Here is a 23299-nt window from a genome sequence, read left to right on the forward strand (position 1 = left end):
GCTCGATGCTGCGAATCGGCCCGAATCACGACACCGAGTGACCACTCAGACGCATCGAGCGACCGATCGGGGGCGGGTCAGCGCTCGCGGGGGCTCGCATCCGACACCGACGTCGCCGGCGGGGGCTGCAGGCCGTCGGCGATCTCGTCGCCGCCGCGCAGCCGCTCGAGGCCCGACATGAGGTGGTAGATCACGAGCGTCGCGACCGTGCCCAGCAGGATGCCGCCCAGCGTCACCGAGCCCGCGTTGAGCGTGAAGTCGGCGATCGCGACGATGAGGCCCACGCCCGCCGAGAACTGGTTGCGGGGGCGTGAGAAGTCGACGCGATGCTCGATCCAGATCCGCACGCCGATGATGCCGATGAGGCCGTACAGCGCCGTCGTGACGCCGCCGATGACGCCGTCTGGCGTCGCGGCGATGATGGCGCCGACCTTCGGCGACAGCGACAGCAGGATCGCCGTGATCGCGGCGATCCAGTACGCGGCGGTCGAGAAGACTCGCGTCGCGCTCATGACGCCGATGTTCTCGCCGTACGTCGTCGTGGCCGAGCCGCCGAAGAGTCCCGCGAGCACCGTCGCGGCCCCGTCGGCGATGAGCGCGCGCCCGGCGACGGGGTCGAGGTCGCGGTGGATGAGCTGGCCCACGCCGCGCACGTGGCCGACGTTCTCGGCGATGAGGGGCAGCACGATCGGCACGAACATGAGCAGCAGCGGCCATTGCGCGAGGTCGATCGACGGGGTCTGGAACGTGGGCAGGCCCACCCAGGCCGCCTCGTCGACGTCCGACCAGTCGACGACGCCGACGAGGGCGGAGGCGACGTAGCCGACGACGACGCCCAGCAGGATCGACAGACGGGCGACGATGCCGCGGAACAGCACGGTGACGACCACGATGACGCCGAGGGTCAAGGTGGCGATGCCCGGCGCCTCGAGGAACGCGTCACGTGCGGCCGGCGCGAGGTTGAAGCCGATGAGCGCCACGATCGTGCCCGACACGACGGGCGGCATGAGCACGCTGAGCCACCGCGTGCCGGCGACCTGCACCACGAGGCCCACGAGCGCGAGCAGCGCGCCCGTGAGCACGACGCCCGCGAGCGCGAGCCCGGGCCCGCCCGCCGTGGATGCGGCCACGACCGGCGCGATGAACGCGAACGACGAGCCGAGGTAGCTGGGCAGGCGATTGCCCGTCACGAGCAGGAACAGGATCGTGCCGAGCCCCGAGAACAGCATCGTGGTGGACGGGGGGAAGTCCGTCAGCGTCGGCACCAGGAACGTCGCACCGAACATGGCGACCACGTGCTGCATGCCGATGCCGATCGTGCGCGGCCACGACAGCCGCTGCTCGGGGAGGACGAGGTCGTGGATGCCGCGCTCCTCGCGGGCGGTCCAGGGCAGGGGCATGCGCGGTCCTTCGTGGTGGAGGGGCGGCGCGGTGCTGGCGCCTCGGCGATGCTAGCGGCGCACGCATCGGCCGCGGTGCCGTGCACGCGCATCCGCGGGGCGCCACTCCTAGGCGACGTGCGGCTCGCTGTGCTTCAGTGGTCGCATGAGCACCGTGCAGCAGCAGCGTCGCCCCAATGCGCAGGCCGCGATCACCGGGCTCGTGCTGCTGGTCGTCGGCGCCATCCTGCTGTTCAACGGCGTGCCCGGCCTGGTCAGCGGCATCGGCAGCCTCGCGCAGTGGACCGCCGTGCTGGGCTTCGAGAGCGCGGTCGAGACCGTCATCCCGTACCTGATCTTCCCCGTGCTCATGTCGATCGCGGGTCTGCTCATGGTGCGCGGTGGCTTCGGGATGCTGCGCAAGCAGGGCCGCCAGGGTGCGCAGTGGGCGCGTTCGGAGTGGCAGGAGCAGCAGCCGCAGGTGCAGCAGCGCGTGCAGTCGGCGCGGCAGCAGCTGCAGCAGCAGGGCGGTGGCATGTGGCAGCAGGCTCAGCAGCGCGCGCAGCAGCAGACGCCGCAGTGGGCGCAGCAGCAGCAGCGCCCCGGATGGCCGGGGCAGCCGCAGGGCTCGGGTCAGCGCGCGCCGTGGCCCGGGCAGCCGACCGGTCAGCAGCCCCCGCCGCCGCAGCCGAGCCAGCGGCGCCCGGCGCCGCAGCAGCCGCAGCGCCAGCCGTCGGCGCTCGAGCGCATGCAGCAGCGCGCCGCCGACGCCGCGACGGCAGCCGACCGCGCTCGCGACTCCGCGATGGCGAAGCACGAGCAGCAGGCGGCCGCGCTGCGCGAGCGCGCCGAGCGCTGGGGCGAGCACGTCGCCCCGCAGTATGCGGAGCCCGGCGTCTCGTTCGGCTCGCCCGCGCTCGTGAGCGGCCGTCGCTCGTCGAGCATCCTCGCGTCGTCGTCGCTGCGATCGACGTCCCTGAGCCGCACGTCGCTGTCGCTCGACTCGCTGCGTCTGCGCCGCTGATTCGCTCGCCGCACCTGGCGGGTGGGATGCTGGAGCCGTGACCTCCCGCCCCGACGACGCCGCCGAGCAGCCCGCCGACGCCGCGTCGGAGCCGGCAGCCGACGCGTCGAACGACGCCGATGCGCGCGCGGATGCCGTCGCCGAGCCCCTGACCGAGCCCGAGCCCGAGCTCGAGCCGGTCGCGATCGACCGCGACGACGTGGAGGTGCGGGCGCGTCTCGTGCCCCGCTACGGGCGCTTCATGGTGCTCGGCGCCATCGTCGGCGCGATCGGCGGATGGCTGTGGTCGCGCCTGGGGTCGTCGGGCCCGTGGCTCGGGTCGGGCCCCGTCATCGACACGTCGGCGATCGTGCCCTTCCTCGTCGCCGTCGGCGCGCTCGCCGGCATCGTGCTCGGCGCGGTCGTCGCGATCGTGCTCGACCGCCTCGTCGGCCGCCGCCGCCGCACCCTCACGGCCGAGCGCACGCGCCACCACCGCGGCGACCTCGACGACTGACGCCGCGCCACCGCGCGAGTGCGGGAGGATCGTGGGGATGCCCCTCCTCGATCACGCCCCCACGCCCTGGAACGCCGACGAGGCGTTCGACGCGTTCGCAGGGTGGGCGTTCGACGAGCGCGGCCTGAGCCTCTACCCGGCGCAGGAGGAGGCGCTCATGGAGATCGTGAGCGGCGCGAACGTCATCCTCGCGACGCCCACGGGCACGGGCAAGTCGCTCGTCGCGATCGGCGCGCACTTCGCCGCCGTCGCACAGGGGCGTCGCACCTTCTACACCGCGCCGATCAAGGCGCTCGTGAGCGAGAAGTTCTTCGACCTCGTCGCGATCTTCGGCGCCGAGCAGGTCGGCATGGTCACGGGCGACTCGTCGGTGAACCCCGACGCGCCGATCGTGTGCTGCACGGCCGAGATCCTCGCCAACATCGCCCTGCGCCAGGGCGCGGATGCGAACGTCGGCCAGGTCGTGATGGACGAGTTCCACTTCTACGCCGACCCGCAGCGCGGCTGGGCGTGGCAGGTGCCGCTGCTCACGCTGCCGCAGGCGCAGTTCGTGCTGATGTCGGCGACGCTCGGCGACGTCGACCGGATCGCCGACGACCTCAGCGCGCGCACGGGGCGTGAGACGGCGCAGGTCACGGGCGTCGAGCGCCCCGTGCCGCTGCACTTCCAGTACGCGATGACGCCGGTGCACGAGACGATCGACGAGCTGCTCGCGACGCAGCGCGCGCCCGTCTACATCGTGCACTTCTCGCAGGCGGCCGCGCTCGAGCGGGCGCAGGCGCTCACCTCGACGAAGGTCGTGAGCCGCGAGCACCGGGATCGCATCGCGGAGGCGATCGGCGAGTTCCGCTTCACCACGCGGTTCGGGCAGACCCTCTCGCGGCTCGTGCGCGCGGGCATCGGCGTGCACCACGCGGGCATGCTGCCGAAGTACCGCCGCCTCGTCGAGCAGCTCGCGCAGCAGGGTCTGCTGCGCGTCATCTGCGGCACCGACACGCTCGGCGTCGGCATCAACGTGCCCATCCGCACCGTGCTCCTCACGGCGCTGACGAAGTTCGACGGGCAGCGGATGCGGCACCTCACGGCGCGCGAGTTCCACCAGATCGCGGGACGCGCAGGACGTGCCGGGTTCGACACCGCCGGCGACGTCGTCGCGCAGGCGCCCGAGCACGAGGCCGAGAACGCCAAGCAGCTCGCGAAGGTCGGCGACGACCCGAAGAAGCGTCGCAAGCTCGTGAAGAAGAAGGCGCCCGAGGGGTTCGTGTCGTGGGGCGAGCCGTCGTTCCTGAGGCTCATCGACGCCGAGCCCGAGCCGTTGCAGTCGCAGATGCAGGTGAGCCACGCGATGCTGCTGAACGTCATCGGGCGCGGCGGCGACGCGTTCGGCGACATGCGCGACCTCATCCGCGCCTCCCACGGCACGCGCCGGCAGCAGCTCGCCCTCGAGCGGCGCGCGCTCGCGATCTACCGCACGCTGCGGCTGGCCGGCGTCGTCGAGCAGCATCCCGACCCCGCCGACCCGACGCGGCAGGTCATCCGCCTCACCGTCGACCTGCCCCCGCAGTTCGCGCTCAACCAGCCGCTGTCGCCCTTCGCGCTCGAGGTCATCGACGTGCTCGATCCCGAGTCGCCCACGCACCACCTCGACGTCGTCTCGGTGATCGAGGCGACGCTCGACGACCCGCGGCCCATCCTGTCGCAGCAGCAGTTCCTCGCTCGCGGCGAGGCCGTCGCGGCGATGAAGGCCGAGGGCATCGAGTACGACGAGCGCATGGAGCTGCTCGAGGACGTCACGCATCCCAAGCCCCTCGAGGAGCTGCTCACCGAGGCGCTGCGCGTCTTCGCGTCGTCGCAGCCGTGGGTCGAGGATGCCGCGCTGTCGCCGAAGTCGGTCGTGCGCGACATGTGGGAGCGGGCGATGACGTTCGCCGAGTACGTCCAGCACTACGGGCTCGCGCGCTCGGAGGGCCTCGTGCTGCGGTACCTGTCGGATGCGTACCGCGCGATCCGACAGACGGTGCCGGAGGAGGCGAAGGGCGAGGAGCTCGCCGACGTCATCGAGTGGCTCGGCTCGGTCGTGCGGCAGGTCGACTCGAGCCTGCTCGACGAGTGGGAGGAGCTCATGCATCCCACCGCCGACGCCGACGGCGCACCCATCGCGCCCCCGCCTCCGCCGACGATCGTCGCGAACCCGCGCGCGTTCCGCATCCTCGTGCGCAACGCGCTCTTCCAGCGCGTGCAGCTCGCGGCGCTCGACCGCGTGGATGCGCTCGGCGAGCTCGACCCCGCGTTCGGCGTCGATGCATGGGGCGATGCGCTCGACGCCTACTACGCCGAGCACGACGCGATCGGCGTCGGGGCCGATGCGCGGTCGGCGCGCATGCTCGACGTCGACGAGGGTGCGACCTCGTGGGAGGTGCAGCAGATCCTCGCCGACCCGGCCGGCGACCACGACTGGCGCATCTGGGCGACCATCGACCTCGAGGCGTCGGCGGAGGCCGACGAGGTCGTGCTGCGCGTGACGAGGGTGGGGCGGCTCTAGGCCCCGTCGAGCACGCCTCCGCACCAGCTGGTCGAGGAGCGCGCGAGCCGCCAGGCGAGCACGCGTCACGAGACCCGCCGTCGCTGCGGGACGCTCCGGTGCGAGAAGCACTCGCGATGACTCGGGTCTCGTGACGCGGAGGCGCTGCGCGCCTGCGCTCCTCGACCAGCTGGTGGGGGAGCATCTCGACGGCTGGCGGAATCCGCCCGCATCCGCGAGCGTTGCAGCCGAGGAATCACGACGCGAAGGAGCATGGGATGCCGCTGCAGGGAGAGTACGCGCCGAGCACGTCCGACTGGGCGCGCACGCAGGCCGAGACGTACGAGGCGACGAACGGCCAGGAGGCCGGCACGCTGCGCGACAGCGGGCTGCCCGTGATCGTGCTGACGAGCGTCGGCGCGAAGTCCGGCAAGCTGCGCAAGACCGCGCTCATGCGCGTGGAGCACGAGGGCGAGTACCTCGTCGTCGCGTCGCTCGGAGGTGCTCCGAAGCACCCCGTCTGGTACTGGAACATCACGAAGCACCCGCACGTCGAGCTGCAGGACGGCGCCGAGCGGCACGACTACGACGTGCGAGAGCTCGAGGGCACCGAGCGCGAGGAGTGGTGGGCGCGCGCCGTCGAGGCGTTCCCGCCCTATGCCGACTACCAGCAGAAGACCGAGCGCGTCATCCCCGTGCTGCTGCTCACGCGCTCGTCGTAGCGAGCGTCAGTCGCGCTCGACGGTGACGTCGAGCGCGAGGTCGAGCGCGTCGCCCAGCCGCGTGACCGCCGCGTCCATCGCGGCGCGCGGCACCGTGACCGCCTCGTCGAACCACGTCACGGCGAGCGCACCGCCCTTCCGCCGCCATGTGCCGGCCACGACGCCGCCGTGCAGCACGAGGCTGGCGCCGCGCGTCGCGAGTGGGCGCCGGTGGCTGGCGACGAGCGACGCGTCCGACGTGCCAGGCACGGTGATCCAGGGGTCGTAGCCGGGGATCAGGTGCACGTCGCCCGACGGCTGCGACGCGAGGAGGCCGTCGTGGTCCTCCGCGAGGCACAGGGCCGGAGTGCCGAGCACGTCGACGCGCGCGATCTCGTCGCCGAGGCCGTCGACCCAGCCGGCGAGGCGCCGTCGTGGCACGCCCAGACCCTCGCCGATCCACTGCTCGAGGTTCGCGACGGTGAGCGGCGCGAACGATGCGAGCGCCAGGGCCACGAGTCGTCGCCCCGCCTCGTCGAGGTCGAGGTCGTCGATCGCGCGAGGCTCCGGCTCGTGCAGCGCGAACGTCGTCTCGCCGTCGCGCGCAGGACCGAACCGCAGGTCCCCGAACCAGTGCAGCGGCTTGAGCAGGCTGTCCGCACCGCTGCCCTCCCTCGCGGCCGTCGCGAGGTGACGCAGGGAGGGGATGCCCTCGAGCAGCGCGCCGATCTCAGCCCGCGTCGCCGGGCCGTCGGCGACGCGCTCGCGCACGGCCGCGCGCAACGGCTCCCAGTCGTCGAGCGCGAAGTCGCCCTGGCGCTGCCACCGGCCGGTGCGCCAGATGCCCGTCACGAGTCGAGCCGCGTGCAGCAGCGCCGCGACCTGCGGCGTGGTCACGTACGAGCCGCCGCCGAACGCGTACACGACCACGAGGTCGCGGCGCGCCACCGCCTCCTGGACGTCGGGTGCCGTGGTCGATCGGATGCGGGCCGCCGTGGTCGCGATGGTGCCCGGCCACGCGCGCACGGCGAGCATCCGCCGCACGACGGCCACGGCATCCGCCTCGGACGGCTCGTGCAGTCCCTGCCGCGCGAGACGCCATGCGAGCGCACCCGTGCGGGCCGGCGACGTGCTGGTCATGCCGCGAGGCTAGCCGCACCCTCCGACGCAGCCTCAGCCGCGGTAGAACGCCTCCGCGACGCGCGCGAGCCCCGCGAGGTCGGCGACGCCCGCGAGCTCGCGCGCGGAATGCATCGACAGGATCGGGATGCCCACGTCGACGGTGCGGATGCCGAGTCGCGTGGCCGTGATCGGCCCGATGGTCGAGCCGCACGGCACGGTGTTGTTCGAGACGAACTCCTGCACGGGCACGCCGGCCGACTCGCTCCAGCCGCGCCACGCAGCCTCGCCGGCACCGTCGGTCGCGTATCGCTGGTTCGCGTTGATCTTGAGGATGGGTCCCGAGCCGAGCAGCGGTCGCACGACGGGGTCGTGCTTCTCGGGGTAGTTCGGATGCACCGAGTGGCCGACGTCGCTCGACACGTGCCACGACGCCGCCATCGCCCGCATCCGCTCCTCGCGCGTCGCGCCGAGGGCGATGCCGATGCGCTCGAGCACCTCGTCGAGGAACGGGCCTGCGGCACCCGTGCGGGTCTCCGAGCCGATCTCCTCGTGGTCGAAGATCGCGAGCACCGGGACGTGGTCGGCGTCGAAGCCGTCGGCGATCGTCGACAGCGCGACGACGCCCGCGTGCACGCTCGCGAGGTCGTCGAGGCGGCCGGAGGCGAAGAACGCGTCGTCCTTGCCGAACACGGCGCCGCGCGCCGCATCCGCGACCGACAGGTCGTAGCCGCGCACGCGGTCGAGGTCGACGCCGGCGATGCCCGCGAGCTCGCCGAGGAGGTCGGCGGACTCGGGCGAGCCGAGCCCCCACACGGGCTGCGTGTGCGCCTGGCGGTCGAGCGTGAGCCCATCGTTCGCCGAGCGGTCGAGGTGGATGGCGAGCTGCGGCAGGCGCAGCAGGGGGCCGGAGTCGACGAGCACCTCGGCGCCGTCGTCGAGCACGAGACGGCCGGCGAGGCGCAGCTCGCGGTCGAGCCACGAGTTCAGCAGCGGTCCGCCGTAGATCTCCACGCCCGCCTGCAGCCAGCCGAGTCGCCCGGTCGTCGGCTGCGGCTTGAGCACGAAGCCGGGGGAGTCGGTGTGCGCGCCGAGGATGCGCACGGGCGTCGTCGCCGTCGCGGAGGCGGGCACGATCCACGCGATCGCCGCGCCGTCGCGCACCACGAGGTAGGCGCCGGGCGCCGTCGGCCAGGCATCGCCCTCGGCCAGCCGAGCGAAGCCGACCGACTCGAGCCGGCGCGCGACCTCGGCCGCGGCGTGCAGCGCCGACGGGGATGCCGCGACGAGGTCGGCGAGATCCTCGGCGTGGGCGATCGGATCGGCTGCTGCGGGCACGGGGAGGACCTCCATCGGTGGCGGGTCCTTCGAGGCTATCGCCGCCCGGCTGCCTCGTCGGCGGTGCGGCGCAGCACGCCGAGCAGGTGCGCGACGACGCGCCAGCCCACGAGGAGCAGCAGCAGCGTGAGCGCCGCGACGATCACGAACGCCAGCGCGGTGCCCTCGCCGAGCAGCATCCGCCCCAGCATCCCGCCGACGAGCGTCACGATCCAGATGGGCAGCCCCGCGCGCACCGGCGCATGCGGTGCCCGCCACGCGAGCGACCCGACCCATCCGACGGCGAGCGCCACGAGGAACGGCAGCGCCGTCAGCGCGACGCCGCCGACCGTGAACGACTCGTGGCTCGCCCGCCCGACGGCGGCGAACAGCACCACCGACGCGACGTCGATGCCGACGGCGGCGCCGATCTGGCGAGCGGTGGCCACGCGCGTCAGCTCAGCTGCGTCCGCTCGACCCACGAGAGGTACTCGTCGGTGACGGTGCCCGTGACGTACTCGCCCGTGAAGCACGACATGTCGAGGCCGGGGATGTCGGTGCCCTCGAGGATCGCCGCCTGCATGTCGGCGACCTCCTGGAACACCGTGTAGTCGGCGCCGAGGGCGGTGTTGACCTCGGGGATCGTCTTGCCCGCCGCGATGAGCTCGGCGCGCGAGGGCATGTTGATGCCGTACACGTGCGGGTAGCGCACGGGCGGCGCTGCCGACGTGAACGTGACCTTGTTCGCGCCCGCCTGGCGCGTCATCTCCACGATCTCGCGGCTCGTCGTGCCGCGCACGATCGAGTCGTCGACGATGAGCACGTTCTTGCCTCGGAACTCGCTCGGCATCGCGTTGAGCTTCTGGCGCACCGACTTCTTGCGCTGCTCCTGCCCCGGCATGATGAACGTTCGACCGACGTAGCGGTTCTTGTAGTAGCCCTCGCGGTACTCGATGCCGAGACGCCGCGCGACCTGCATCGCCGCCGGGCGGGCGGAGTCGGGGATGGGCATGACCACGTCGATGTCGCCGCTCGGCGTGTACTGCTCGATCGTCTTCGCGAGCTGGTCGCCGAGGCGCAGGCGCGCGTCGTAGACGCCGATGCCGTTCATCGTCGAGTCGGGACGCGCGAGGTACACGTACTCGAACGAGCACGGCATGAGCACGGGGTTCGGGTGGCACTGGGCCGACACCATCTCGCCGTCGAGCGTGATGAACACGGCCTCGCCGGGCGCGACGTCGCGCACGACCTCATAGCCCGACGCCTCGAGCACGAGCGACTCCGACGCGAGCACCCACTCCATCCGGTTGCCCGCCGGACGACGACCGAGGATGAGGGGGCGGATGCCGTACGGGTCGCGGAAGCCGAGGAGGCCGTGGCCGGCGATGAGCGCGATCGCGGCGTACGAGCCCTCGACGCGCTCGTGCACGCGACGCACGGCGGTGAAGAGCTGGTCGGCGTCGAGGCCCGAGCCGTTCACGAGCTGCTGCAGCTCGGAGCCGAGCACGTTGACGAGCATCTCGGTGTCGGAGCCCGAGTTCACGTGGCGCATGTCGAGCGTCTCGAGCTGTGCGGCGAGCTCGCGCGTGTTCGTGAGGTTGCCGTTGTGCACGAGCACGATGCCGTAGGGCGCGTTCACGTAGAACGGCTGCGCCTCGAGCTCGTTCGACGCCTCGCCCTTCGTGGCGTAGCGCACGTGGCCGAGGCCGGCGTTGCCGAGCAGCGTGCGCATGTCGCGGGTGCGGAACGCCTCGCGCACCTGCCCCTGCGCCTTGCGGATGTGGGCATGCCGACCATCGATGGTGGCGATGCCGCAGGAGTCCTGGCCCCGATGCTGGAGCAGTGCCAGCGCGTCGTAGACCTGCTGGTTGACGGGGCTGGTCGAGACCAGACCGACGATGCCGCACACGGGTGGGTGGCTCCTGACGGTTCAGAGCGGAGAAGGGGCGGGTCGAGCCTACTCCTCGGCCCGTGCCGTCCGGCGACGCGTCAGGCGACGGCGGGCAGGGCGCTGCCGCCCGCGCCCGTGGCGGGCGCGACCCCGGAGGGGCGCTCCGCGCGCACTGCGTCGCACCGTCGTCGGGCCTCGGCGAGCAGCCATGCAGCGATGGAGGCCCCGCGGCTGCGCAGACGCGGGGCGCGCTGCCACGCCTCGACGAGCAGCGAGTGCATGAGCGCGGCCGCGCGATCGGCATCCATCGCGCGCGTCAGGGCTCCGTACACGCGCGGGGCGATGAGGTCGTACAGGTCGGCGAACGCCTCGCGGTCGCCACCGGCGACGCGGCGCTCCAGGTCGTCCAGCGTCGTCGCATCCATGCTCACCCCGTCCATCGGCCCTCACCGGAAAGAGTGCCGGAGCCGCAATCGTCGTGCGCGGCCTTGACGAGCGCGCGACGGTGTGGTGCCGCGTCAGACCCGCCGGTGCACGAGCAGGGGCAGCACGTGCGCGGCGCCCGCGTCGCGCAGCTGCGCCGCGGCGATCGTCACGGGCCACTGCGATGCCGAGGCGTCGACGACGAGCAGCACCGTGCGACCCGCGACCTCGGCCGGCACCTGGATCGACTGCTGCCACGCGGCCGCCTCGTCGGCCGACGTCAGGTCGCGGCTCGGGATGCTGCCGACCGTCGCCGTCGCGAGGTCGAGCCTTCCGGCTGCGGCGACGCGCTCGGCGACGCCCTGCGCGAGCGAGCCCGCATCGGATGCGGCGCGCAGCACGACGGCGACGTCGGGGCGGGCGGGCCACGTCGTGCGCCACGCGCCGAGCGTCGCGACTGCGGCCTGCCCGAGCTCGTCGAGCGCAGCCTGGTCGCCGGCGATCGCGGCGCGCAGCGCATCCGCCCACTCGGGAGCGTCGGCGTGCACGATCACGCGCCCCGTCTCCGCGCGGCGCCCCTCGGGGATGCGGCCGCGGCCCAGCGCACCGCCCGGCCACATCTTGCGCGGCTCGAGCTCGTGCGCGTTGCCGCGCAGCGCCGTGCTGATGGCGCGCACGGTCTCGGTGCGCGGCGCCCCGGCCAGGCCGTCCGGCAGCGACCCGGTGCACACCGAGCATCGCCCGCACGGTGCTGCGGTGGGGTCGTCGAGCGACTCCTGCAGCAGCTGCATGAGGCAGCGGCGGGCGCGCGCGTAGTCGCGCATGATGTCGGCCTCGCGGCGTCGCACGGCGACGACGCCGTCGTAGTGCGCCTGGTCGTAGTGCCACGGCGTGCCCGTCGAGGCCCAGCCCTCGGCCGAGCGCTCGACGACGCCGTCGACGGCGAGCTGCTTGAGCATGAGCTCGACGCGCGTGCGCCGCAGTCCCGTGCGCGCCTCGAGGTCGACGACCGATGCCGGGTCGCCGCTCAGCTCGCCGAGCAGCGTGTGCATCTGCTGCTCATTCGGGATCGTGGCGGTCGCGAAGTAGTCCCACACGCCCGCATCCGACTCCGAGTGCAGCAGCACGACCTCGGCATGCTCGATGCCACGACCGGCACGGCCGACCTGCTGGTAGTAGGACACAGGCGAGGGCGGGGCGCCGACGTGCACGACGAAGCCGAGGTCGGGCTTGTCGTAGCCCATGCCGAGCGCGCTCGTCGCGACGAGCGCCTTCACGCGGTTGTGCAGCAGGTCGTCCTCGAGCCGCTCGCGAGCGGCAGGCTCGAGCTGCCCCGTGTACGCCTCGACGCGCAGGTCGTCGCCGTGCACGGCCCGCACTGCGGTCGCGAGCCGTTCGGCGTCCGCGACCGTCAGCGCGTAGACGATGCCCGAGCCCGGCAGGGTCGGCAGGTGGTCGACGACCCATGCGTACCGCTCGATGGGGCTGAGCGCCGGCACGACGCCCAGCTCGAGCGACGCGCGCGACAGCGGACCGCGCAGCACGAGGGTCTCGGATGCGGTGCCGCCACCCGCGGTCGCGCCGAGCTGGGCGGCGACGTCGGCCGTCACGCGCTCGTTGGCGGTCGCGGTCGTGGCGAGCACGGGCGTCGAGGGGGAGAGACGCTGCAGCACGTCGGACACGCGGCGGTAGTCGGGGCGGAAGTCGTGGCCCCAGTCGGAGACGGCGTGCGCCTCGTCGATCACGAGCAGGCCCAGGCGGTGGCCGATGGCGTCGAGCACGCGCGCGCCGAAGCCGGGGTTCGCGAGCCGCTCGGGCGACACGAGCACGACGTCGATCTCGTCGTCGGCGAGCGCCCGCTCGATCTCGCGCCACTCGCCGACGTTCGACGAGTTGATCGCGGCGGCGCGCAGCCCACCGCGCTGGGCGGCGGCGACCTGGTCGCGCATGAGCGACAGCAGCGGGCTCACCACGAGCGTCGGCCCGTGCCCCTGCGCGCGCCGGATGGCGGTGGCGACCCAGTAGACGGCCGACTTGCCCCATCCCGTGCGCTGCACGACGAGCACGCGTGCGCCGTCGCCGGCGACGAGCGCGTCCACGGCCCGCTGCTGGTCGTCGCGCAGCCGCGCGCCCGGCCCGGCGAGCGCCTCGATCACGCGCTGCGCGACCGCCTGCTCGCTCTCCCGCTCACCCGTCGTCTGCGCCCCGCTCATGCCTCGAGGCTAGGTGCACCCGCCGACGCGCCGGTCAGCGCGCGTCGGCCGGTGGCATCGGGTCGGGTTGCCGAGCGGGGGCGACCTGCGCGGAGGATGCGGATGCGGCGTCACCCGCGGGGCGTCGCGCAACGAACGAGAGCACGAGTCCGCCGCCGACCACGGCCGAGCCGAGCGGCACGGCCACGCGCGCGACGAGGTCGCCGACGGCGAAGACCACGCCGAGCAGCGATCGGTCGAGCTGCGTGCCGCTCGCCCGGGTCCCGGCGCTGACGCCGAGCATGAGGAGCTGCTGCAGGATGAGGCCGGCGGCGATGATCGCGGCGCCGACGATGGCGATGGTGCGAGGTCGCATGCGCGGCTCCTTCGTCGTCGTCCGCGCACGGTACCGGCCGTGCCTGGACGCGCGTGGCACGCCGACGCCGTCCTCGTCAGCGATCGGGTCAGGCGCGCACCCAGTCGTGCACGAGGCGCAGCAGGTCGTCGAGGCGCTCGTCGACGTCCGGCGCCGCCAGCACGACCTGTCCGCGCTCGTCGGTGATCATGGACAGCAGCCCGCTGGGGTCGTCGAACCGGAAGGGCGTCGCGTCGTCGACCGGCCGCACGCCCCGGTGCAGGATGAGCGAGACGCGGTCCGTCGGACGCAAGTGGAAGGTCACGCGATCGACGTCGTCGACGGCGAGGCTCGGCGCCCTCCACTTGATGCGCTCCACGAGCTGCGGCTCGCGGTCGAGGATCGCGAGACGGATCCGCTGCACGTGTCCGGCCATCGGATGGTCGAGGGCATCCATGAACGCGTCGACCTCGACGGACCTGTTGGCCAGCATGGGGCCACGGTAGGCGCACGGGAGCGGCACCGCCACCATGCTCCCGGCCTCAGCGGTATCGCCGCGGCACCGTCCAATGGCTGCCGAACTCGACGTCGTACGCGTCGGGATCGAACGGGCTGTGCCCGCCGGCGGGGTAGCTCGTGAGCTCGCCGAACACGATCCGGTCGGGCAGCAGGTAGAGGTCGACCCGCACGAAGTCGGTGTCGGCGCCGAGGCGCTCGGCGATCGTGATCATCTCGTCGAGGCGATCGGGCCTGGGATGCGGCGGGTCGGCCCACGCCGGGCCGCCGCTGAGCGGCAGGTGCTGCCAGTCGACGTCGAAGAAGTCCTGCGTGCGGGTGCCGAAGCGTCCCGAGTCCATCTCGACGTAGCGGACGCGACCGTGGAACACGAAGAGCTTGCAGTCGTCGGGGATGCCACCGTCGGCGCCGACGAGCCGCTCCTCGACGATGATGCGCGGCCGGATGCGGCTGTACGCCCACTCCTCGTTCGGACCGCGCCCGTAGAGCTGCTCGCACCACCGGTCGGCGATGTCGCGCAGCGCGCCGCGCTCGACGGCCTCGGGTCGCACGTGGGCGTAGACCCAGCCCCACTCGGGGCGAGGCAGCGTCGCGTCGACCGGCGCCGCGGGCGAGACGACGATCGCGGCGCCGCTGCCGTGCGTCGGCTTCACGACGTACGACTCGGGCAGGTCGAGGGCGAGCAGCGCGTCGGCGTCGTCGAGCACCGCGAGCGCCTCGGGCAGCAGATGCCCGTACCCGGCCTGGATGACGTGTCCGCGCACGGCCGCCTTGTCGGCGAACGTCACGAGCAGCTCGCGACGGTCGCGCAGCATCTTGTAGCACACCTTCTCGGTGAACCGTCGCGGCCGCCTCGTGCGCCAGAGGCGCGCGAGGCGGACCAGTCTCGAGCGGCCGCGCCAGCGGGCGCGAGGCAGCGACCGCTCGGGCTCGGTCATCCCTGCACGCGAGCGCGCGACGCCACGAAGGCCGCGATCGCGCGGTCGACGTCGTCGTCGGAGTGCGCGGCCGAGATCTGCACGCGGATGCGCGCCTCGCCGCGCGGCACGACGGGGAACGAGAAGGCCGTCACGTAGACGCCCTCCTCGAGCATCGCGTCGGCGATCTGCGACGCGAGCCGTGCGTCGTGGAACATCACGGCGGTGATGGGATGCGTGCCCGGCAGCAGCTCGAAGCCCGCCTCCTCCATGCCCCTCTTGAACCGAGCCGTCGACCGCTGCAGCCGCTCGCGCAGCTCGCCGGCGCCCTCCACGAGGTCGAGCGCGGCGATCGACCCGGCCACGACCGACGGCGCGAGCGCGTTCGAGAAGAGGTACGGCCGCGATCGCTGGCGCAGCAGCGCCACGATCTCCGCTCGGGCGGCGATGTAGCCGCCGGATGCGCCGCCGAGCGCCTTGCCGAGCGTGCCGGAGATGATGTCGACGCGGTCCGAGACGCCCGCGAGCTCGGGGGTGCCGGCGCCGGTGTCGCCGGTGAAGCCCACGGCGTGGGAGTCGTCGACCATCACCATGGCGTCGTACCGCTCGGCGAGGTCGCAGATCGCCCCGAGCGGGGCGAGGTAGCCGTCCATCGAGAACACGCCGTCGGTCACGATGAGCCGGCGCCGCGCGCCCGCCGCCTCCTGCAGCCGCGCCTCGAGCTCGCCCATGTCGCGGTTCGCGTACCGGTACCTGGCCGCCTTCGACAGGCGCACCCCGTCGATGATCGACGCGTGGTTGAGCGCATCCGAGATCACGGCATCCTCGGCGCCCAGCAACGTCTCGAACAAGCCGCCGTTCGCGTCGAAGCACGACGAGTAGAGGATGGTGTCCTCCTGCCCGAGGAACGACGACAGGCGCCGCTCGAGCTCGAGGTGCTGCTCCTGCGTGCCGCAGATGAACCGCACCGACGCCATGCCGAAGCCCCAGTCGTCGAGCGCCGTCTTCGCCGCCGACACGATCGCCGGATGGTCGGCGAGCCCCAGGTAGTTGTTCGAGCAGAGGTTCAGCACCGACGCGTCGCGCACCCTCACCGTCGCGCCCTGCGGTCCCGCGATCGCCCGCTCGCGCTTCGTCAGCCCCGCCTCGTCGATCTCCGCCAGCTCCTGCGCCAGCGCATCCTTGATGCCGTACATCACGCCTCCTTCGTCATGTCGAGCACGACCTTGCCGGCCGCGCCCGAACGGGCGACCTCGAACGCCTCCGCCCAGTCCGCGAACGCGAACCGGTGCGTGATGACGGGCGACACGTCGAGGCCCGTCTCGGCGAGCGACGACATGGCGTACCAGGTCTCGTACATCTCGCGGCCGTAGATGCCCTGGATCGTGAGCATGTGGCTCACGACCTTCGCCCAGTCGATGTCGATCGACTGCGACGGCAGCCCGAGCATCGCGATGCGGCCGCCGAAGTTCAGGTTGTCGATGATCGCGGGCAGCGCGCTCGGCGCCCCCGACATCTCGAGCGCCACGTCGAAGCCCTCGCGCATGCCGAACCGCACCTGCGCGTCCTCGATCCGCTCGGTCCGCACGTCGATGGCCTCGAAGCCCATCGACCGCGCGAGCTCGAGGCGCGCGGGCGCGACGTCGGTCACGAGGATGTGGCGGGCGCCGACGTGGCGGGCGACGGCCGCGGCCATGAGGCCGATCGGTCCCGCGCCGGTCACGAGCACGTCTTCGCCGACCACGGGGAACTTCAGCGCGGTGTGCACGGCGTTGCCGAACGGGTCGAAGATGCCGAAGACGTCGAGCTCGGCGTCGCTCACCGTGCCGATCGTGCGACCCGGATGCACCCACACGTTCGTGGCCGGCACGACGACGCGCTCGGCGAAGGCGCCGTCGCGCTGCACGCCCAGGTTCGACGTGCGGATGCACAGGTGACGGCGGCCGGCGCGGCAGTTGCGGCACGTGCCGCACACGACGTGCCCCTCGACCGATGCGATCTGCCCGACCGCGAGGTCGACGACGCCGTCGGCGACCTCGACGATCTCGCCGACGAGCTCGTGCCCCACGACGAGGCCGGGGCGCACCGCGGCCTGCGCCCACGCATCCCAGGCGTCGATGTGCAGGTCGGTGCCGCAGATGCCTGCGCGCAGCACGAGCAGCGCGACATGGCCGGGTGGGACGGTCGGCTCGGGCACGTCGGTCAGACGCAGTCCGGGCTCGCCCGCCGTGACGAGTGCTCGCATGGGGTCTCCATCGACGTCATTCGGGTCGTCACCGATCCTTCCACGCTCGATGGGCATGTGACGTGCCCTGCGCGACGAGCCGGAGCGCAGCCCGCGTCGGCGTCAGCGGGCCGAGAGGGCTCGCCCCCGCACGGCGTAGGCGAGCATGAGGGCGAGCATCGCGAGGCCGGCGACCACCGCGGACGCCTCGCCCGCAGGCTCGCCCCCCACGATCGCGGTCACGAGCCCGACGGCGCCGATCGCGACGAGGGCGACCGCGAGGTCGACGAAGTGGCGCTCGTGGAAGGCGCGAGCGAACGGCAGGAAGTGCAGCCCCACGGCGACGGCGATCGCGATGGGGATCGCGGCGGCATGCCCCGTGCTCGTGAGCAGCAGCCGCGCGCCGGCGATGAGCGCCAGCATCCCCGCGACGGATGCGAGGTACGCCCACCATGCGCCGACCCCGACGGATGCGGGTGCGCCGAGCGCGCGAGGCGCGCCGAAGAGCGCCCAGAGCGTGGCGGCTGCGAGCGCGATCGCGAGCCCGCAGACGAGGAGCGTGATCGGCATCGGCGCCCAGGCCAGGTTCGCGAGCACGAAGACGAGCCCGCCGGCGATGCCCACGAGGGCGCCGACGCGCCGCGGATCGAGGCGGCTGCGACCCTCGCGCACGCTGCGCTGCGCCGCGGGTGGCAGCCGTGCCAGCCATGCGGGCTCGGGCGTCGCCGGGTCGTCGGGCGTCGGGACCATGCTCGACGCTCTCACGGATGCCGGGCCGGCGGCAGCCCCGCGGCGTGCGGCCACCTGCGCCGCACCCCGCCGTCGCGATCCTCGAGCACCGTGCGGTGGCGCCGCCCTCCCCGACGGATCCGCATGCGTCCCGCCGGTACCCTGGAGCCGTGACGGATCTCTACGCGGCAGCAGGCGTCGACACGGCAGCGGGCGACCGCGCCGTCGAGCTCATGAAGGCGGCCGTGGCCCGCACGCACGGCGCAGGCGTCGTGGGCGGCGTCGGCGGCTTCGCCGGCCTCTTCGACCTCTCTGCCGCAGGCGACTACCGCCGGCCGCTGCTCGCCTCGTCGACCGACGGCGTGGGCACGAAGGTCGCGCTCGCGCAGGCGATCGACAAGCACGACACCATCGGCCAGGACCTCGTGGGCATGGTCGTCGACGACATCGTCGTCGTGGGCGCGAAGCCCCTCGCCATGACCGACTACATCGCGTGCGGCCGCATCGAGCCCGTGCGCATCGCCGACATCGTGCGCGGCATCGCCGCGGCGTGCGAGGCCACCGGCACGGCGCTCGTCGGCGGCGAGACCGCCGAGCACCCCGGACTCCTCGGCCCCGACGACTACGACGTGGCCGGCGCGGCCGTGGGCATCGTCGAGGCGGATGCGCTGCTCGGCCCCGACCGCGTGCGCGCGGGCGACGCCGTCGTGGCGATGGCGTCGAGCGGCCTGCACTCCAACGGCTTCTCGCTCGTGCGCCACATCCTCGCCGACAAGGGCATCGCGTTGACGAGCCACGTCGACGAGCTGGGCGGCGTGGCCGCCGAGGTGCTGCTCGAGCCGACGCGCCTCTACACGAGCCCGCTCGTCGCGATGCTCGCCGAGGGCCGCGCCATCCACGCCATCAGCCACGTGACGGGCGGCGGCATCGCCGCGAACCTCGCGCGCGTGCTCCCCACGGGCCTCGCCGTCGAGCTGCAGCGCGGCTGGGCCGTGCCGGAGGTGTTCCGCGCGCTCGCGTCGATCGGCGGCCACGACCTCGTCGCGACCGAGGGCACGTGGAACCTCGGCCTCGGCATGATCGCGATCGTCGATCGGGCCGATGCGGCCGCGGTCGTCGCCGACTCCGAGGCCGCCGGCATCCCCGCGTGGGTCGCGGGCGAGGTGCAGGCGGCGGATGCGACCCCCGAGTCCGAGGGCTGGGTGCAGGGCGCCAAGGGCGTCGACGGCGGCGCCGTGCGGCTCACGGGCACGCACGCCTGACCCGCGCCTGCGTCCAAGCATCGTCCGGAGGACGTCCAAGCGACGTCCAGGAGACCTTCGGACCAGCGTCAGTGGCGTCGGGCATCGTCGATGCCATGACGATGACGACCGGAACCGTGCAGCTCCCGCCGCGTCTCGCGGCTCCCGCCCCGCAGGTCGTGCCTCCCATGCAGTCGCGCGCTCGACGCGTCGACCGCGTCACGATCGGCCTGCTCGCGGGCGTCGGTGCGTCCGCAGCCTTCGCAGGCATGTCGGCGCTCGCCCTCGCGGCGCACGCGTCGCTGGGCTGATCGCGCTCCTAGGAAACGCCCACAGCCCGCGCGTAGGATCGGCCACGCCCCGGGCCGCACCGCCCGCACCATCGAGAAGGCGAACCATGACCTACACCCCTCCCGGCCAGGAGCCGCAGCAGCCGTCGTACTCGACGCCCGCACAGCCCGCCTACTCCGCGCCGCAGTCGTCGTACGCGACGCCCCAGTACGGCCAGAACCAGTACGCCGGGTACGGCGCGCCCAAGCCCAAGAGCGACAAGAAGACGTTCGGCCTGTGGGGCATGATCCTCGGCCTCTCGGGTCTGCTCCTCCCGCTCTTCATCAACAACATCGCCGCCATCGCGCTCGGCATCGTGGGGCTCATCAAGGAGAACTCGAAGGGCATGTCGATCACGGCGATCGTGTCCGGCGCCATCGGGCTGATCTGGGCACCGTTCGCGTGGACGATCGCCTTCGGTCTCATCGTCTTCTTCGCCGCTGGTGGCGCGTACTACATGTCCTGACCGAGGTCAGCACCGCATGAGGGCCCCGCGACCGCGGGGCCCTCACGCGCATCCGAGGAGCAGCATCGTGACCAGTCTCTCCGGCACCCCCTACGGCCAGCCGACGCAGCACCAGCCGTCGGCGTACCTGCAGCCGGCGCCCTACGGGTCGCCGCAGCACCTCGCCCAGCAGCCGTACGCGTACGCGGCCGCCTACGCCGCGCCGCGCAGCCCCAAGACCACGTTCGGCGTCGCTGCCGTTCCTGTGCTGACGGCCGGATGCGCGGACGGATGCGTCCGCGCGCTCAGCACTCGACGTAGGTGACGGCGAGGCCGCCCATGGCGGTCTCCTTGTACTTGTCGCTCATGTCGGCACCCGTGCGTCGCATCGTCTCGACGGCGGTGTCGAGCGTCACGTAGTGCGTGCCGTCGCCGTGGCAGGCCATGCGCGCGGCGTTGATCGCCTTGACCGACGCCATGGCGTTGCGCTCGATGCAGGGGATCTGCACGAGGCCCTTGATGGGGTCGCACGTGAGCCCGAGGTTGTGCTCGATGCCGATCTCGGCGGCGTTCTCGATCTGCTCGGGCGTCGCGCCGATCACCGACGCGAAGCCCGCCGCCGCCATCGCGCACGCCGAGCCGACCTCACCCTGGCAGCCGACCTCGGCGCCCGAGATCGACGCGTTCGCCTTGATGATGATGCCGATCGCGCCCGCGACGAGCAGGAACTCCACCGCCCATGGCAGGCGCCGATCGTCGAGCTGCACGAAGCGGTCGGCGTAGTGCATGACGGCGGGGATGATGCCGGCCGCGCCGTTCGTCGGCGCGGTGACGACGCGGTTGCCTGCGGCGTTCTCCTCGTTGACGGCGAGGGCGAAGAGGTTGACCCACTCCATGCCCTCGAGCAGGTCGCGAGCGTCGGCGCCCGCCGCGTCGCGCGCGAGCAGCTTGTCGTGCCAGCCCTTCGCGCGTCGCTTCACGTCGAGGCCGCCCGGCAGGATGCCGTCGGTGCGGATGCCCGCATCCACGCAGTCCTGCATGACCTGCCAGATGTGCTCGAGGGCTGCGACGGTCTCGGCCTCCGAACGCCACGCGGCCTCGTTCGCGAGCATGACGTCGGCGATCGAGAGTCCGGTCGCGCGGCAGTGCGCGAGCAGCTGGTCGCCCGTCGTGAAGGGCATGGGCAGCGGCCCGGCGGCCTCCGCGGGCTCGGGCACGGGCGCCAGCACGTCGCCCTCGTCGTGGCGCATGACGAAGCCGCCGCCGATCGAGTAGTAGCCGTGCGACTGCAGCGTCTCGCCGTCGGCGTCGTACGCCGTGATGCGCAGCGCGTTCGGATGCTCCGGGCGCAGCGTCAGCGGGCGGAAGACCACGGCGGTCGCGGCATCGAACGGCACGGCGTGCTCGCCGCCGAGCAGCAGCGATCGGTCGGCGCGGATCGCGGCGAGCGTCTGGGCGATCTCGTCGGTCGTCACGGTGTCGGGCGCGAGACCCGACAGGCCCAGCATCACCGCCGTGTCGGTGCCGTGGCCCGAGCCGGTCGCGCCGAGCGATCCGAACAGGTCGATGCGCAGTCGCGTCGTCGCTGCGCGAGCGTCGGCGGCGTCGAGCAGGCGCACGAAGTCCCACGCGGCGCGCATGGGACCGACGGTGTGCGACGACGACGGCCCGATGCCCACGCGGAAGAGGTCGAGCACGGACAGCGACTCGAAGACCGGCGCGGTCTCGGTCGCGTGCGACCCGAGGGCAGCCGCAGGCGCATCGTCGCGCAGCGGCCGGAAGACGGAGGTCACGTCAGGCGCTGCGGCCCTGGTACTCGTCGTCCTGGTCGGAGTCGTCGTCGGCGTAGTCCGCCCACTTGTCGACGTACTCGTCGCTCTCGTGCGGAGTACCGATCTCGCGCTCGAGCGCCGAGTAGTTCACGTTCGGGCTGTATGCCTTCAGCTCACGAGCGATCTTCGTGTGCTTGGCCTTCTGACGACCACGACCCATGCTGCACCCCCAACAGAGAACGCCCGCATCCATACTGCGGGCGGTATGCGCGCGCCACCGCGCTTTGCAAGCCAACCGGCAGAATAGCACGGCGGCGCATCCCGATCGTGGAGCGCCATGGATGGATGGAGCACGCATGCACGACCTGGCCGCCGCCGCGAACGACCGGGTCGACGCGATCGTCGCAGACACGCTCGCGCTCTGCGCCGTCGAGTCGCCCTCGCGCGACGCCGCGGCGTCGCGTCGCAGCGCCGACGCCGTGCGCGACCTGCTCGTCGAGCGGCTCGGCGCGACCGTGACGGAGCAGACGGTCGACGGGCATGTGCACGTGCGCGCCACGTGGGGCGAGCCCCGCGTGCTGCTGCTGTGCCACCACGACACCGTGTGGCCGCTCGGCACCGTCGACCGCATCCCGCTGACCGACGGCGACCTCGTCTCGGGGCCCGGCACCGTCGACATGAAGGGCGGCATCGCCATCGCCGTGCACGCCCTCGCGATGCTGCGCGAGGCGGGAGGGGATGCGGCGCTCGAGGGCGTTGACCTGCTCGTCACGGGCGACGAGGAGGTCGGGTCGCCGACCTCGCGCCCCATCATCGAGGCGTCGACGGCGCAGGCGGCGCTCGTGCTCGAGGCCGCCGCGCACGGCGGCGAGGTGAAGACGGGCCGCAAGGGCGTGTCGATCTACCGCCTCGAGATCGTGGGCCGAGCCGCGCACGCCGGCGTCGAGCCCGAGCTGGGCGTCAACGCCGCCGTCGCGCTCGCGCACGCCGTGCTCGCCATGACCGGGCTGGGCGACGCCGCGGCCGGCACGAGCGTGACGCCCACGGTGCTGCAGGCGGGCACGACCACGAACACGGTGCCGGCGTCGGCATGGATCGCCGTCGACGTGCGCGCGTGGACCGTCGCCGAGCAGCAGCGCGTCGACGACGCGATCCGCGCCCTCGTCTCGCCGCTCGAGGGCGCCGCGATCGTCGTGCACGGCGGCATCAACCGCCCGCCGCTCGAGCGCGCGATGGCGGTCGACCTCTACACGCAGGCCGCCGCGGTCGCGGTGGAGCTCGGCTTCGAGCCGCTGCGCGAGACGGCCGTGGGCGGAGGGTCGGACGGCAACTTCACGGCCGGCGCGGGCATCCCGACCCTCGACGGCCTCGGCCCGTGGGGCGGCGGTGCCCACGCCGACCACGAGCATGCGGTGCGGGCGGCGTTCGCGCCGCGCACGGCCCTCGTCGCGGGCCTCGTGCGCCGCCTCCTCGCCTCCTAGCGCCGCACACGAAGGCGTCGCCCACCCGCTGGTCGAGGAGCGCGCGAGCCCGAAGGGCGAGCACGCGTCACGAGACCACGGGACCGCCGCTCCTGCCCGATCGTGCGCATGGTCGCGTCGGGCGGGCTCGTCGCGTGGTCTCGTGACGGCTGCAGCCTGCGGCTGCGGCCTCCTCGACCAGCTGGTGGCGGGTCGCGTCCATCGGGCGCTCGTCACCCCATCCAGC

Annotated in this window: 24 protein-coding genes; 9 read left to right on the forward strand and 15 right to left on the reverse strand. The window is 73.0% G+C overall.

Annotated features, from left to right (window positions below):
* Positions 1 to 77: 77 nt before the first annotated feature.
* On the reverse strand, positions 78 to 1400 hold the full coding sequence (locus FS793_RS10490) for a uracil-xanthine permease family protein (RefSeq protein WP_144720472.1): 1323 nt from the start codon (positions 1398 to 1400) through the stop codon (positions 78 to 80).
* Between the two features lie 145 nt (positions 1401 to 1545).
* Between FS793_RS10490 and FS793_RS10495 the strand changes: the two genes are divergently transcribed.
* The 4 genes from FS793_RS10495 to FS793_RS10510 all read left to right on the forward strand — a co-directional run bounded on the left by FS793_RS10495 (position 1546) and on the right by FS793_RS10510 (position 6142).
* The gene (locus FS793_RS10495; RefSeq protein ID WP_144720473.1) at positions 1546 to 2403 is read left to right on the forward strand and encodes a hypothetical protein; all 858 of its coding nucleotides are present in this window, start codon (positions 1546 to 1548) and stop codon (positions 2401 to 2403) included.
* Positions 2404 to 2440: 37 nt separating this feature from the next.
* The gene (locus FS793_RS10500; protein ID WP_144720474.1) at positions 2441 to 2899 is read left to right on the forward strand and encodes a GlsB/YeaQ/YmgE family stress response membrane protein; all 459 of its coding nucleotides are present in this window, start codon (positions 2441 to 2443) and stop codon (positions 2897 to 2899) included.
* Between the two features lie 37 nt (positions 2900 to 2936).
* Positions 2937 to 5441: a DEAD/DEAH box helicase gene (locus FS793_RS10505; protein ID WP_144720475.1), complete on the forward strand. Its 2505-nt coding sequence runs from the start codon at positions 2937 to 2939 to the stop codon at positions 5439 to 5441.
* A 257-nt stretch (positions 5442 to 5698) separates the two neighbouring features.
* Positions 5699 to 6142, forward strand: a complete 444-nt coding sequence (locus FS793_RS10510; RefSeq protein WP_144720476.1) for a nitroreductase family deazaflavin-dependent oxidoreductase — start codon at positions 5699 to 5701, stop codon at positions 6140 to 6142.
* Between the two features lie 6 nt (positions 6143 to 6148).
* On the opposite strand, the gene FS793_RS10515 is transcribed toward FS793_RS10510, so the two are convergent.
* From FS793_RS10515 to FS793_RS10570, 12 genes are all read right to left on the reverse strand, one after another.
* The gene (locus FS793_RS10515; protein ID WP_144720477.1) at positions 6149 to 7261 is read right to left on the reverse strand and encodes a DNA glycosylase AlkZ-like family protein; all 1113 of its coding nucleotides are present in this window, start codon (positions 7259 to 7261) and stop codon (positions 6149 to 6151) included.
* A 33-nt stretch (positions 7262 to 7294) separates the two neighbouring features.
* Positions 7295 to 8593, reverse strand: a complete 1299-nt coding sequence (locus FS793_RS10520; RefSeq protein ID WP_144720478.1) for a M18 family aminopeptidase — start codon at positions 8591 to 8593, stop codon at positions 7295 to 7297.
* Between the two features lie 20 nt (positions 8594 to 8613).
* Entirely contained in the window at positions 8614 to 9006 is a 393-nt protein-coding gene (locus FS793_RS10525; RefSeq protein WP_260980121.1) for a DUF3054 domain-containing protein, read from the reverse strand.
* 5 nt (positions 9007 to 9011) lie between these two features.
* Positions 9012 to 10466 carry an amidophosphoribosyltransferase gene (gene purF, locus FS793_RS10530; RefSeq protein ID WP_144720479.1) on the reverse strand — a complete coding sequence of 485 codons (1455 nt, stop codon included), beginning with the start codon at positions 10464 to 10466 and terminating at the stop codon, positions 9012 to 9014.
* A gap of 80 nt (positions 10467 to 10546) precedes the next feature.
* Positions 10547 to 10873, reverse strand: a complete 327-nt coding sequence (locus FS793_RS10535) for a hypothetical protein (RefSeq protein ID WP_186329454.1) — start codon at positions 10871 to 10873, stop codon at positions 10547 to 10549.
* Between the two features lie 93 nt (positions 10874 to 10966).
* The gene (locus tag FS793_RS10540) at positions 10967 to 13084 is read right to left on the reverse strand and encodes a RecQ family ATP-dependent DNA helicase (RefSeq protein ID WP_144720481.1); all 2118 of its coding nucleotides are present in this window, start codon (positions 13082 to 13084) and stop codon (positions 10967 to 10969) included.
* Between the two features lie 34 nt (positions 13085 to 13118).
* Positions 13119 to 13439, reverse strand: coding sequence for a hypothetical protein (locus tag FS793_RS10545; RefSeq protein WP_144720482.1), 321 nt, complete (start codon positions 13437 to 13439; stop codon positions 13119 to 13121).
* An 88-nt stretch (positions 13440 to 13527) separates the two neighbouring features.
* The gene (locus tag FS793_RS10550) at positions 13528 to 13911 is read right to left on the reverse strand and encodes a DUF1801 domain-containing protein (protein WP_144720483.1); all 384 of its coding nucleotides are present in this window, start codon (positions 13909 to 13911) and stop codon (positions 13528 to 13530) included.
* Between the two features lie 49 nt (positions 13912 to 13960).
* Complete coding sequence (locus FS793_RS10555; RefSeq protein ID WP_144720484.1) at positions 13961 to 14872, reverse strand: ATP-grasp fold amidoligase family protein; 912 nt, start codon at positions 14870 to 14872, stop codon at positions 13961 to 13963.
* A complete protein-coding gene (locus FS793_RS10560; RefSeq protein WP_144720485.1) occupies positions 14869 to 16047 on the reverse strand; it encodes a glycine C-acetyltransferase in 1179 nt (392 codons plus the stop codon). Before FS793_RS10560 ends, FS793_RS10555 begins: the two co-directional genes overlap by 4 nt.
* A complete protein-coding gene (tdh, locus tag FS793_RS10565; RefSeq protein WP_144720486.1) occupies positions 16047 to 17096 on the reverse strand; it encodes an L-threonine 3-dehydrogenase in 1050 nt (349 codons plus the stop codon). The genes FS793_RS10560 and tdh overlap by 1 nt, the downstream gene beginning before the upstream one ends.
* A 102-nt stretch (positions 17097 to 17198) precedes the next feature.
* The gene (locus FS793_RS10570) at positions 17199 to 17825 is read right to left on the reverse strand and encodes a hypothetical protein (RefSeq protein ID WP_144720487.1); all 627 of its coding nucleotides are present in this window, start codon (positions 17823 to 17825) and stop codon (positions 17199 to 17201) included.
* A gap of 149 nt (positions 17826 to 17974) precedes the next feature.
* Here FS793_RS10570 and purM point away from each other — a divergent pair, with 149 nt between their 5' ends.
* The 4 genes from purM (at position 17975) to FS793_RS10590 (ending at position 20145) form a co-directional block, all read left to right on the forward strand.
* Positions 17975 to 19066: a phosphoribosylformylglycinamidine cyclo-ligase gene (purM, locus tag FS793_RS10575; protein ID WP_260980122.1), complete on the forward strand. Its 1092-nt coding sequence runs from the start codon at positions 17975 to 17977 to the stop codon at positions 19064 to 19066.
* 95 nt (positions 19067 to 19161) lie between these two features.
* Complete coding sequence (locus FS793_RS10580; RefSeq protein WP_144720489.1) at positions 19162 to 19356, forward strand: hypothetical protein; 195 nt, start codon at positions 19162 to 19164, stop codon at positions 19354 to 19356.
* 86 nt (positions 19357 to 19442) lie between these two features.
* Entirely contained in the window at positions 19443 to 19841 is a 399-nt protein-coding gene (locus FS793_RS10585) for a hypothetical protein (RefSeq protein ID WP_144720490.1), read from the forward strand.
* 67 nt (positions 19842 to 19908) lie between these two features.
* A complete protein-coding gene (locus FS793_RS10590; RefSeq protein ID WP_144720491.1) occupies positions 19909 to 20145 on the forward strand; it encodes a hypothetical protein in 237 nt (78 codons plus the stop codon).
* Here the strand turns inward: FS793_RS10590 and FS793_RS10595 are convergent.
* On the reverse strand, positions 20126 to 21523 hold the full coding sequence (locus FS793_RS10595) for an L-serine ammonia-lyase (protein ID WP_186329491.1): 1398 nt from the start codon (positions 21521 to 21523) through the stop codon (positions 20126 to 20128). The genes FS793_RS10590 and FS793_RS10595 overlap by 20 nt on opposite strands.
* 91 nt (positions 21524 to 21614) lie before the next feature.
* A complete protein-coding gene (locus FS793_RS10600; protein ID WP_144720492.1) occupies positions 21615 to 21812 on the reverse strand; it encodes a DUF3073 domain-containing protein in 198 nt (65 codons plus the stop codon).
* Positions 21813 to 21948: 136 nt separating this feature from the next.
* Between FS793_RS10600 and FS793_RS10605 the strand changes: the two genes are divergently transcribed.
* Positions 21949 to 23073: a M20/M25/M40 family metallo-hydrolase gene (locus FS793_RS10605; RefSeq protein ID WP_144720493.1), complete on the forward strand. Its 1125-nt coding sequence runs from the start codon at positions 21949 to 21951 to the stop codon at positions 23071 to 23073.
* The last annotated feature ends 226 nt before the right edge of the window (positions 23074 to 23299 follow it).

The sequence above is a fragment of the Agrococcus jejuensis genome (genome assembly GCF_007679035.1).
In the GTDB taxonomy this organism is placed as follows: domain Bacteria; phylum Actinomycetota; class Actinomycetes; order Actinomycetales; family Microbacteriaceae; genus Agrococcus; species Agrococcus jejuensis_A.